The organism is Microbacterium sp. Leaf351 (assembly GCF_001423825.1).
Taxonomy (GTDB): domain Bacteria; phylum Actinomycetota; class Actinomycetes; order Actinomycetales; family Microbacteriaceae; genus Microbacterium; species Microbacterium ginsengisoli.
This window is the reverse complement of the sequence record NZ_LMPK01000034.1, coordinates 120,645-131,998: the sequence shown is the minus strand read 5'-3', so window position 1 is coordinate 131,998 and position 11,354 is coordinate 120,645. Positions and strand designations below refer to the sequence as shown.

Here is an 11,354-nt window from a genome sequence, read left to right as displayed (position 1 = left end):
GTTCGCCGAAGCGGATGTCGCGGTCTTCCGTGCGTCCCTCGACGACTTCCTCCGCCCGCGGGCCGAGCGCTACGCGCACGGCCGTGACTCGGCTGTCGGCTTCTACCGCGACACCTACGACATCCCGACCTTCCGCCGGGTGCTGCTCGACCCGTTCCGTGACGGCGCGCGCACGTCGGGTGCGACCGGGTTCCAGCTCGCCGCGTTCGATCACCGCCGCGACGCACCCCTGGAGGCGCGGTGGACGACCGGTCCCGCGGACGCGGTGCTCATCGTCGACGGCATGTTCCTGCAGAGCCCCGAGACGCAGGGCATCTGGAACTGGACGGTGTGGCTGGAGGCGCCGTTCGCGGTCGCCTACGCCCGGGTGTCCGAGCGCGACGGCACCGATCCCGACCCCGACGCCCCTGCGAACGCCCGCTACCGCGGCGGGCAGGAGCTCTACCTGCGCGAGGCGCGGCCGTCGGCGGCGGCCTCGGCGATCGTCGACAACACCGACCCCGCCCGCCCGCTGCGCGCCTACCGGGACTTCTGCTGATGGCCGCCGACGTCGCCTCGCCGTCGGGCATCCTCCTCGTCGACAAGCCGCAGGGCATCACGAGCCACGACGTCGTCTCCCGTGCCCGTCGCGCGCTCGCGACCCGGAAGATCGGTCACGCGGGCACGCTCGACCCCATGGCGACAGGCCTGCTCGTGCTCGGCGTCGGCAGCGCGACCCGACTGCTCACCTACCTCGTCGGGCTCGACAAGACCTATGAGGCGACCATCCGGCTCGGCGAGTCGACCGACAGCGACGATGCCGACGGCGTGCGCACGGCGGTCGCCGATCCGGCGGCGATCGCTGCCGTGACGGATGCCGCGGTGCAGGCCGGGATCGCCCGGCTCACCGGGGAGATCGACCAGGTGCCGAGCACCGTGTCGGCGATCAAGGTCGCCGGTCGTCGCGCCTACGACCTGGCGCGGGCCGGGGAGGAAGTCGTGCTCGCCTCTCGGCGGGTCACGATCTCCCGGTTCGAGGTCATCGCCCTGTGCCGCACGGAGGGCGTCATCGACCTCGACGTCGTGGTGGACTGCTCGAGCGGCACATACATCCGTGCCCTCGCGCGCGACCTCGGCGCCGCCCTCGCGGTGGGCGGGCATCTGACGGCGCTGCGGCGTACCCGCATCGGCTCGTTCGACGTCGCGGATGCGGCATCCGCCGATGACATCGCCCCCGCGCGCCTCGTGCCCGCCGCCGACGTCGCGGCGGCCGTGCTGGGGGCGCTGCCGGTGACGGCCGACGAAGCCCGCGATCTGCGCCACGGAAAGCGGCTCGAGGGGGCGGCCGACCGGCTCGGCGGGGCCGTGCGCGCCGCCATCGCCCCCGACGGGGTGCTCGTCGGCATCGTCGAACGTCGGGGCGCCGACATCAAGAGCGCGATGAACATGCCCGAGGAGGCATCCGCATGATCCTGTGGTTCTCGCTCGTGCAGGTGGCCGTGGCATCCGTTGCCGGTCTGCTGTGTATCGTGCTCGGACTCGTGGGTCGACGGCCGTCCGACCTGTCGGTCGGGTCACTCGCGCTCGTCGAGCTGCTCCTGCTCGCACAGGTCGTGACCGCGCTCATCGCCCCGGCCGTCGGCAACACGCCGAGCGGAAGCGTGCTGGAGTTCTGGGTGTACGCGATCTCGGCGGCTCTCCTGCCGCCTGCCGCCGTCTTCTGGGCACTGTTGGAGCGCAGCCGGTGGAGCACGGTCGTCATGGGCGTCGGAGCGCTCGCCGTCGCGGTGATGGTGTGGCGCATGGAGGTCATCTGGACGCTGCAGGGGTCCTGATGCGAGACGCCGGGCACGTGTCCGGGCCCGAATAGGATGGAGCCGCCATGCCGATCATCTCGTCCGAGCCCGCGTCCGCCCGCACCTCCCGTACCCGTATGACGGGGATCGGTCGCGTGCTGGTCATCGTCTACGGCATCTTGGCGCTCGGGGCGACGGGACGCTCGGTGGTGCAGATCATCCAGGACTTCCAGGCCGCTCCGGTCGCCTATGCGCTCTCTGCCGTCGCCGCGGTCGTCTACATCCTCGCGACGCTCGCCCTCGTGTTCTCGGGATCGCGAGGCTGGTATCGCGTCGCGTGGATCGCGATCAGCTTCGAGCTCGCCGGCGTGCTCATCGTCGGCACGCTGAGCATCGTCGACCCGGCGCTGTTCCAGCATCCGACCGTCTGGTCGATCTACGGCATCGGCTACGTGTTCGTTCCGCTGGTGCTGCCGTTCTTCGGTCTCTGGTGGCTGCGCCGCCACCGTCCCGACGCGGAGAGCGCCTGATGCTCGTGTTCCGTTCGCCCGCCGAGGTGCCGGACGGATTCGGTCCGTCGGTCGTCGCGGTGGGCAAGTTCGACGGCGTGCACGCGGGGCACCGGGCGGTGCTCGATCGTGCCCGAGCGGATGCCGCGGGCACCGCGAAGGTCGTGGCCGTCACCTTCGACCGCAACCCGCTGGCCGTGCTGCGGCCCGACGCCTGCCCGCCGAGCCTCACCGGCGTGCCCCAGAAGCTTGAGCTGCTCGCCGAGACCGGCATCGACGCCGTCCTCGTGCTCACGTTCGACCGTGACCTCGCCGATCTCGAGCCGGAGCGATTCGTCGACGCCGTGCTCGGTCCGCTCGGGATGCGCACGATCCTGGTCGGCGGCGACTTCCGCTTCGGGCGCGGCGGCGTCGGCACCCCGCAACTGCTCGCCGAATTGGGCGCCGCGCGGGGGTTCACCGTTGACGTCATCGACGATGTGCGCGCCCGCGCGGGGGAGCGCCGGGTGTCCTCGACGTGGGTGCGTGAGGCGCTCGCCGACGGCGACATCGCCACGGCGACACGGCTGCTCGGGCGCGCCCCCTCGGTCTGGGGCGAGGTCGTACACGGACTCAAACGAGGTCGCGAGCTCGGCTTCCCTACGGCGAACCTCGGCGGCCGCACGGCGGGGGTGGCACCGGCGGACGGCGTGTATGCGGGGTGGCTTCTCGTGCGAGAGCCCGGCGGTGACCACCGTTATCCGGCGGCGATCAGTGTCGGCACGAACCCGACGTTCGATGACGTCGACCAGCGCCAGGTCGAGGCGTATGTCCTCGACGAGCATGACCTCGACCTCTACGGCGCATCCGTGGAGGTGCAGTTCACGGCCCGCATCCGCGGGATGGTCGCATTCGACGGCATCGATGCGCTCATCGAGCGCATGACGGCGGATGTCGCGGAGGTGCGCGCCATCCTCGCCTGAGCCGCGGTCAGGTGCGCTGCGGATCGCGGATCGCGATCGCGGACACCACCGCGCCGCCGGTGAAGAGTGCGGCCGCGAGGATCGCGGTGGCGTGGAATCCCGCGACATCGAGGGATCCGCCGGTCACGACGCCGAGCAGCGCCACCGTCACGAGCCCGGCGATCCTCGCGTCGGCGTTGTTCACCGCCGAGCCGACGCCGGCGTGATCGGCGCCCGCGGCGCCCAGCACCGCCGAGGTGAGCGGAGCGACGGTGAGGGAGAGCCCGACTCCGAACAGCACCACCGCCGGCAGCACCTGCGTCAGGTAGTCGACCGGTGTGCCGACGGTGAGCAGCAGTATCATCGCCGCCGCGCACACGAGCGGCCCCGCTGCCATGAACCGGCGCGGGCCGAATCGGGAGGCGGCCGCGCCGGCGAACCGGCTCGTGGCGATCATGATCACCGTCGCCGGCAGGGTCGCGAGGCCGGCCAGGGTCGCACTGAAGCCGCCGGTCTCCTGCAGGAAGAGCCCCAGCGCGATGCCGTTGAGCGACAGGGCGCCGTAGATCGCGAGCGTGGCCAGATTCCCCGCCCAGAAATTCCGTCGTCGGAACATGCCGAGGGGCAGGAGTGGGTCGGGGGTCGATCGCTCGCGGACGAAGAATCCCGCGAGGGCGATCACCCCGATCGTGAGAGCGCCGGCGACCAGTGGATGCGCCCACCCGAGTCTGGGCTGCTCGATGAAGGCGAGCACGACGCCGCCCAGCCCCAGGGCGCACAGCACCGCGCCCGCGACATCCACCCGGCCGCCGCGTCGTTCGTCGACGAGTCCGCCGCGTGCGAGGAGCACCAGGGCGGCGGCGAGGGGAACCACGTTCACGAGGAACACGGCACGCCACGACAGATGGTCGACGAACAGTCCGCCCAGCACCGGACCGACGAGCGTCGCGGCGGTCGTGAACGCCGTCCACGTGCCGATCGCGCGTCCGCGCGTGTCGTCGTCGAAGTGCGCGGTGATGATCGCGAGCGAACTGGGCACGAGAAGAGCTCCGCCCACGCCCTGCAGCGCGCGTGCGGCGATGAGGAAGACCGGGTCGGGGGAGGCTGCCACGAGCACCGAGGCGACGCCGAACACCAGGAGACCGATGCGGAGCACGACGACACGTCCGAGGACGTCGCTCAGGGCTCCTGCGGTGAGGATGAACGCACCGAGGGTCAGCAGGTAGGCGTCGACCATCCATTGCTGCGTGACGAGTCCGCCGCCGAGCTCGCGCTCGATCGCCGGCAGGGCGACGTTCACAACGGTGGCGTCGAGGAACGACACCGCCGAGGCGAGCACAGCGATGGCCATCACCGTGCGATCGGACGCGCGTGGGGGGACGCTCACCCGCCCACAGTAGTGCGGGCTGTGGACACCAGGACGACCATCGTGCGCTGCGCTCGTAGCATCCGAGCAGGAGGTGGGCGATGCGACTCACGATCAGGCTGCTCGTGGCGACTGCGGGGTCGGTCGCCGTCGCAGGCCTGATCGTCGGGTGTCGGCCCGACGCCCCGGCGCAGCCCCCTCCGACACCGTCGACGGAGGTGTCGGTGATCCCTCGCCCCGCCCCGGCGTCGCCGTCGCCCATCGAGACCCGGCTGCCGCAGGACGTCGGCCGATGACGGCGACCTGTCTGCGCGTCGTCGATCGGGTCCGACGCTCGGCGCCGATCGGCTAGACTGATCACGGCCCCCGCCGCGCACCGACACTCGTCACACCGTGCGGAAGCGAGGCGCCGCCCGCCCGCCGACATCCGATCTCCACGGATGGCCGCGGCAGCAGTTACCGGTGCTCGACCGTCGCAGGTCGACGCTTTCGGATTCGACGCTCAGGAGGAGCATGCCGACCACGGCAGCCGCTCAGCGGCAACGACGCTCGTCGTCCCGTCGAGACGACGACGCGCCCATCATCCCGATCCTCGCCCGCAAGGTGCGTGAGGTCGAGGCCAAGGCGCAGCGCGGGAAGCTCGGCCCGACCAACCGCGTGAAGTTCCAGGTGATCGCCTTCCTGGTTCGCGAAGAGCGCGCCCGGGTGAAGGCCGACACCGCGCTCGCCACTGACGTGCGCGCCGAACTGCTCAAGCGCCTTGACGGCGTGGCGACGATCCTCGCGAAGACCGCCGCCCGCGACACCTCGCTCATCCAACTGCTCGAGGTCGATCAGGCGACGTCGCCGGTGGCGCGCCGCATGCGCCGCGACTGGCTGCTCGAGTCGGGTGCCGAGCTCGCTCCCGACGAGCTGATCATCACGGATGCCGCCCCCGCCCCGGCCCCGGTCGTTCCGGCCGCGCTCGCCGAGCGTCAGGTGACGCCCGCCCAGGTGGAGTCGCGGCAGATGTCGAACCCGTTCCTCGCCCCCGACCTGACCTCCCGCCCCGCGGTCGACGCGCCGCGGCGCCGCCTCGACGGCTGGGAGCTGATGGGCCCGCTCTACAAGGCGTTCGAGACGGGTGCCGGCGGCGGATCGGCGTGCATGCCGCTGCCGCCCGTGCCCGAGTTCGACCGGCTCTCACCCAAGGGGCTCGAGGTCATGCCGCACCAGTCGCGGTTCCTCGAGGCCGTGCGCGAGGGGCACCGCACGTTCCTGCTGGCCGACGAGCCCGGCCTCGGCAAGACGGCCGAGTCGGTGCTCGCGGCATCCGTCGCAGGGGCCTATCCGCTACTGGTCGTCGTGCCCAACGTCGTCAAGATGAACTGGGCGCGCGAGGTGGCCCGCTGGACGCCGCAGCGTCGCGCGACCGTCATCCAGGGCGACGGCGAGGACGTCGACGCCTTCGCCGACGTCTTCATCGTGAACTACGAGATCCTCGATCGTCACCTGTCGTGGCTCAGCGAGCTGGGTCTGCGCGGCATGGTGGTCGACGAGGCGCACTTCATCAAGAACCTCACCTCGCAGCGGTCCCAGAACGTGCTCGCCCTCGCCACCCGCCTGCGCGAGCGCACCACGAACCCGCTGCTGCTCGCGCTCACCGGAACGCCCCTGATCAACGACGTCGAGGACTTCGACGCCATCTGGCGTTTCCTCGGCTGGACCAACGGGCAGAAGCCGGGCACCGAGCTCATGGCGAAGCTCGACGAGACGGGCTTCACGCCCGCCGACAAGGCGTTCTACCCGGAGGCGCGCAGCGCGGTGATCTCGATGGGCATCGTGCGGCGTCTGAAGACGGATGTCGCCGCCGACCTGCCCGACAAGCTGATCGCCGACCTGCCGGTGCAGCTCGACGACGAGTTCGGCCGGTCCATCCGGCAGGCCGAACGCGAGCTCGGCGAGCGCCTCGCCGCGCACTACCGCCGGGTCGTCACGGCCCGCGCCGACCGCCACGGCACCACGGTGCCCGCCGGCGAGGTCGACGAGGACGTCATCCGCATGGTCGCCCAGCACGAGCTCGACGAGTCGAAGGCCGCCGGAACGGGCTCGGAGAACGTCTTCACGATGGTGCGTCGCATCGGGCAGGGCAAGGCCCAGCTCGCCGCCGACTACGCCGCCCAGTTGCAGCGCTCGGTCGGCAAAGTCGTGTTCTTCGCCAAGCACATCGACGTCATGGACCAGGCCGAGGCGCACTTCGCCGCCGCGGGCGTGCGTGCTGTCTCGATCCGCGGCGACCAGACCTCGGTCGCCCGCCAGGAGGCGATCGACGCGTTCAACAACGACCCGGGCGTCGGCATCATCGTGTGTTCGCTGACCGCGGCCGGCGTCGGCGTGAACCTGCAGGCCGCCTCCAACGTGGTGCTCGCCGAGCTCAGCTGGACCGCGGCGGAGCAGACGCAGGCGATCGACCGCGTGCACCGCATCGGACAGGACGAGCCGGTCACCGCCTGGCGCATCATCGCCGCCCACACGATCGACGCGAAGATCGCCGAGCTGATCGACTCGAAGCAGTCGCTCGCCCTGCGCGCCCTCGACGGCGTCGCGGTCGAGCCCGGGTCGAGCGACTCCGTGCAGCTCGCGGCGCTCATCCACGTGCTGCGCCAGGCGCTCGGCGCCGCCTGACCGCATCTGTGTGCACGGCCCCGGGGCGACCGCATCGGTCGTCTCGGGGCCGTGTGGCACCCACGAGGCATCCGGCGATACAGTCGGGAGGGCAACGTCGCCTGTCTCCCCGGAAGCTCCACACCCGGAAAGCAAGGATCACAGCATGAAGATCGGCATCCTGACCAGCGGCGGCGACTGCCCCGGCCTGAACGCGGTCATCCGCGGCGTCGTGCTCAAGGGCACGACGAACTACAACATCGAGTTCGTGGGCATCCGCGACGGGTGGCGCGGCGTCGTCGACGGCGACTTCTTCCCGCTGACCCGCCACGAGGTGAAGGGTCTGTCGAAGGTCGGCGGCACGATCCTCGGCACGAGCCGCACGAACCCCTACGAGGGCCCCCGGGGCGGTGCCGAGAACATCGCGAAGACGCTCTACGGACACCGCATCGACGGCATCATCGCGATCGGCGGCGAGGGCACCCTCGCCGCTGCCGACCGCCTCTCGAACGACGGCATCAACGTGCTCGGCGTACCGAAGACGATCGACAACGACCTGCGCGCGACCGACTACTCGTTCGGCTTCGACACCGCCGTCAACATCGCGACCGACGCGATGGACCGCCTGCGCACCACCGGCGACTCGCACCAGCGCTGCATGGTCGCCGAGGTCATGGGGCGTCATGTCGGCTGGATCGCCCTGCACGCGGGCATCGCCGCGGGTGCGCACGTGATCTGCATCCCCGAGGTGCCCATGTCGATCGACGAGGTCTGCGAGCTCGTCAACAAGGCGCACAGCCGCGGGCGCGCCCCGCTGGTCGTCGTGTCCGAGGGCTTCAAGCTCACCGGCATGGAGGAGGCCTTCAGCGACAAGGGGCTCGACGCGTTCAACCGCCCCCGACTCGGCGGCATCGGCGAGGTGCTCGCGCCCGAGATCGAGCGCCGCACCGGCATCGAGACCCGCGCGACCGTGCTCGGTCACATCCAGCGCGGCGGCTCGCCGTCGGCGTTCGACCGTGTGCTGGCGACGCGTCTCGGCCTCCACGCGGCCGACGCCGTCGTCGACGGCGCCTGGGGTCAGATGGTGGCCCTGCGCGGCACCGACATCGTGCGCGTGCCGTTCGCCGAGGCGCTCGGCGAGCTCAACACCGTTCCGCAGTACCGCTTCGAAGAGGCGGCCGCGCTCTTCGGGTGAGTGATGACGGGATGCCGCGGCCCGCGGCATCCCGTCACGTCATCGTCTGCTCAGGCGTCGGCCTCGGCGCCCGACGGAACCCCGTCGCCGAGCACGTCGAGCAGCCACGCCAGTTCGAACGCCCGCTCACGCCAGGCGCTGTAGCGCCCCGAGACGCCGCCGTGGCCGGCGACCATCTCGCAGCGAAGCAGCGCGTCGGCGCCGACCTCGCGCAAGCGCGCCACCCACTTGGCCGGCTCGACGTACAGCACGCGGGTGTCGTTGAACGAGGTGACCGCGAGGATGCGCGGGTACCTCACGCCTTCGCGCACGTTCTCGTAGGGCGTGTAGGACTTCATGTACGCGTACACGTCGGCGTCGTGCAGCGGGTCGCCCCACTCGTCCCATTCGATGACGGTGAGCGGGAGCGACGGGTCGAGGATCGTCGTCAGCGCGTCGACGAACGGCACATCGGCGAGCACACCGGCGAACAGCTCGGGGGCGAGGTTCGCGATCGCTCCCATGAGCAGGCCGCCGGCGCTGCCGCCCTCGGCGACGAGGTGCTCGGGTCGGGTGTAGCCCGCGTCGACCAGGTGGCGGGCGACATCCACGAAATCGGTGAACGTGTTGCGCTTGTGCAGCAGCTTGCCGTCCTCGTACCACTGGCGGCCCATCTCGCCCCCGCCGCGCACATGGGCGATAGCGAAGACGACGCCCCGGTCGAGCAGCGACAGGCGTGGCACCGAGAACCCGGGGTCGATCGTCGCCTCGTACGACCCGTAGCCATACAGGTGCACCGGGCGCGGTGCGGCGCCGGGCTCGCCGAACGACCGCTTCCACACGAGCGAGACCGGCACCTGCACGCCGTCGGTCGCCGTCACCCACAGGCGGCGCTGCGCGTAGTCGCCGGGGTCGTAGCCGCCGAGCACGGGCTGCTGCTTGCGCAACGCCAGCGTGCGCGTGGCGACGTCGTAGTCGTACACGGTGCTCGGGGTCACGAATGAGCCGTAGCCGAGGCGCACGAGCGGCGGCGCCCACTCCGGGTTGCCGGCGGTGCCGACCGAGTAGAGCGGCTCGTCGAACGCGAGCTCGTCGACAGCGGCGGTCGCATAGTCGAGCACGCCGAGGCGGGCGAGCCCGTCGCGGCGGTAGCCGACGACGGCCCAGTCGCGGAACGTCGAGACGCCGAGGAGCCGCCGCCCCGGCTCGTGGGGGAGCACCGCGGTGCGCGGTCCCGCAGGATCGGACGCCGCGACCCGCACGAGCTCGAAGTCGAGCGCACCGTCGTTGTGGAGCACATAGAGCACGTCCTCGCCGTCGACGACCGCGTGGGACGAGTCGTACTCGACCCCCTCGCGCCGCGGCCACACGACGCGGGGCTGCGCGGTCAGGTCGTCGGCCGGCACGAGCCATTCCTCGCTCGTGATCGACGAGCCGAGCCCGATCACCAGGAAGCGGTCGCTGCGGGTGAAGCCCGCGTCGACCCAGAACCGTTCGTCGGGCTCGTGGAACAGACGACGGTCGGATGCGGCATCCGCACCGATCTCGTGCAGCCAGACGGTGTCGGGGCGCCATGCGTCGTCCACGGTCGTGTAGACGATGTGGCGTCCGTCGGGGGAGAGGGTGGCGCCGGCGAACGTGCCCTCGATGACGTCGGGAAGCGTCTCGTCGGTGTCGAGGTCGCGCACCCGCAGCGTGTAGCGCTCGTCGCCCTCGACGTCGACGCCGTAGAGCAGCAGCCGGCCGTCGGTGGAGACCTCGAACGTGCCGAGGGAGAAGAACTCCTGGCCGTCGGCCTCGAGGTTGCCGTCGAGCAGGATCTGCTCGCCGACGACGGGCTCGCCCGGCTCGAGCGCGGGCGGGGTCCAGTCGTCGGGCGAGCCGATCGGGGCGCGGCACTGGATGCCGTACTGCTTGCCTTCCTCGGTGCGCGCGTAGTACCACCACGCGCCGCGTCGCGTCGGCACCGAGAGGTCGGTCTCGAGCACGCGCCCCTTGATCTCCTCGAAGATGCGCTCCTGCACCGGCGCGAGATGGGCGGTGCGCGACTCCGTGTAGCGGTTCTCCGCCTCGAGGTGGGCGACGACCTCGGTGTCGTCCTTGGCGCGCAGCCATTCATACGGATCGTCCACCGCATCACCGTGGTGGGTGCGCACGTGGGTTCGACGGGGGGCGACGGGGGGAACGGATGCCGCGGCAGCGGCGGACGCATCGGTCACCCTGCCCACGCTATCCCAGCCCGCCGCGCCCGCGGCCGACCGCGCGTCGGTCGCCGTGCGTACGCTGGGGGCATGAGCTCCGTCTCCCTCGGTCAGTATCCGCCGGCGCTGCGCACGCTCATCCATCTCAGCGACACGCACTTCCTCGCCGGCAACCGTCCTCTCGGCGGTCGGTATGACACGTCAGCGAACCTCACCGCGACCCTCGCGCGCATCGACGCGATGCGCATCGCGCCGGACGCGATCGTGATCACGGGCGACCTCACCGACCTCGGCGAGCCCGAGGCGTATGCGTCGCTGCGAGCGGTCGTCGAACCGTTCGCCGCGCGCCTGGCCGCCCCCGTCGTGTGGGTCGCGGGCAACCACGACGAACGACCGGCGCTGCGTGCGGGGCTGCTCGACGCCGCGCCCACGGAGGAGCCCGTGACGGGCGTCTGGGACCTCGGCGGCCTCCGGCTCATCGCGCTCGACTCCACCGTGCCCGGGTGGCACCACGGCGAGCTCGGCGACGCGCAGCTCTCCTGGCTGCGCGATCTGCTCGCTCACCCCGCGCCGCTCGGCACCCTGCTCGCCTTCCACCATCCGCCGCTGCCGAGCCACGTTCCGCTGTTCGACATCCTGGAGCTCCGCGACCAGCCGGCGCTCGCCGAGGTGGTCGCCGGAACGGATGTGCGCGGCATCCTCGCCGGACATCTGCATTATTCGACGCACGGCACGTTCGCGGGTG

The 11,354-nt window shown here is 71.4% G+C and carries 10 protein-coding genes; 8 read left to right on the top strand and 2 right to left on the bottom strand.

The annotated features are described in order from the left end of the window. From ASG00_RS10765 to ASG00_RS10745, 5 genes are all read left to right on the top strand, one after another. Positions 1-538, top strand: a 538-nt coding sequence (locus tag ASG00_RS10765; protein WP_235559494.1) for a uridine kinase, incomplete at its 5' end; no start/stop codon positions are given. Continuing rightward, the gene (gene truB, locus ASG00_RS10760) at positions 538-1,449 is read left to right on the top strand and encodes a tRNA pseudouridine(55) synthase TruB (RefSeq protein ID WP_056209448.1); all 912 of its coding nucleotides are present in this window, start codon (positions 538-540) and stop codon (positions 1,447-1,449) included. The genes ASG00_RS10765 and truB, both read left to right, overlap by 1 nt. Further along, complete coding sequence (locus tag ASG00_RS10755; RefSeq protein WP_045246144.1) at positions 1,446-1,814, top strand: hypothetical protein; 369 nt, start codon at positions 1,446-1,448, stop codon at positions 1,812-1,814. Before truB ends, ASG00_RS10755 begins: the two co-directional genes overlap by 4 nt. A gap of 47 nt (positions 1,815-1,861) precedes the next feature. Further along, the gene (locus ASG00_RS10750; protein ID WP_056209445.1) at positions 1,862-2,305 is read left to right on the top strand and encodes a hypothetical protein; all 444 of its coding nucleotides are present in this window, start codon (positions 1,862-1,864) and stop codon (positions 2,303-2,305) included. Then, entirely contained in the window at positions 2,305-3,246 is a 942-nt protein-coding gene (locus tag ASG00_RS10745) for a bifunctional riboflavin kinase/FAD synthetase (RefSeq protein ID WP_056209442.1), read from the top strand. The genes ASG00_RS10750 and ASG00_RS10745 overlap by 1 nt, the downstream gene beginning before the upstream one ends. A gap of 7 nt (positions 3,247-3,253) precedes the next feature. Here the strand turns inward: ASG00_RS10745 and ASG00_RS10740 are convergent, their stop codons facing one another. After that, positions 3,254-4,612, bottom strand: a complete 1,359-nt coding sequence (locus ASG00_RS10740) for an MFS transporter (RefSeq protein ID WP_235557451.1) — start codon at positions 4,610-4,612, stop codon at positions 3,254-3,256. Positions 4,613-5,104: 492 nt separating this feature from the next. Between ASG00_RS10740 and ASG00_RS10730 the strand changes: the two genes are divergently transcribed. Together ASG00_RS10730 and ASG00_RS10725 are read left to right on the top strand one after the other, a co-directional pair. After that, positions 5,105-7,255 carry a DEAD/DEAH box helicase gene (locus ASG00_RS10730; RefSeq protein ID WP_056209434.1) on the top strand — a complete coding sequence of 717 codons (2,151 nt, stop codon included), beginning with the start codon at positions 5,105-5,107 and terminating at the stop codon, positions 7,253-7,255. 145 nt (positions 7,256-7,400) lie between these two features. Next, on the top strand, positions 7,401-8,429 hold the full coding sequence (locus ASG00_RS10725) for a 6-phosphofructokinase (protein ID WP_045246155.1): 1,029 nt from the start codon (positions 7,401-7,403) through the stop codon (positions 8,427-8,429). A 50-nt stretch (positions 8,430-8,479) separates the two neighbouring features. Here the strand turns inward: ASG00_RS10725 and ASG00_RS10720 are convergent, their stop codons facing one another. Continuing rightward, a complete protein-coding gene (locus ASG00_RS10720) occupies positions 8,480-10,627 on the bottom strand; it encodes a S9 family peptidase (RefSeq protein WP_056209430.1) in 2,148 nt (715 codons plus the stop codon). 72 nt (positions 10,628-10,699) lie between these two features. Between ASG00_RS10720 and ASG00_RS10715 the strand changes: the two genes are divergently transcribed. Further along, positions 10,700-11,354: metallophosphoesterase (locus tag ASG00_RS10715; RefSeq protein WP_235559493.1), on the top strand; the 655-nt coding region annotated here is incomplete at its 3' end.

Coding starts and splice junctions, on each gene's coding strand:
- ASG00_RS10730 (WP_056209434.1), top strand. CDS start 5,105: ATGCCGACCACGGCAGCCGCTCAGCGGCAACGACGCTCGTCGTCCCGT.
- ASG00_RS10755 (WP_045246144.1), top strand. CDS start 1,446: ATGATCCTGTGGTTCTCGCTCGTGCAGGTGGCCGTGGCATCCGTTGCC.
- truB (WP_056209448.1), top strand. CDS start 538: ATGGCCGCCGACGTCGCCTCGCCGTCGGGCATCCTCCTCGTCGACAAG.
- ASG00_RS10750 (WP_056209445.1), top strand. CDS start 1,862: ATGCCGATCATCTCGTCCGAGCCCGCGTCCGCCCGCACCTCCCGTACC.
- ASG00_RS10725 (WP_045246155.1), top strand. CDS start 7,401: ATGAAGATCGGCATCCTGACCAGCGGCGGCGACTGCCCCGGCCTGAAC.
- ASG00_RS10745 (WP_056209442.1), top strand. CDS start 2,305: ATGCTCGTGTTCCGTTCGCCCGCCGAGGTGCCGGACGGATTCGGTCCG.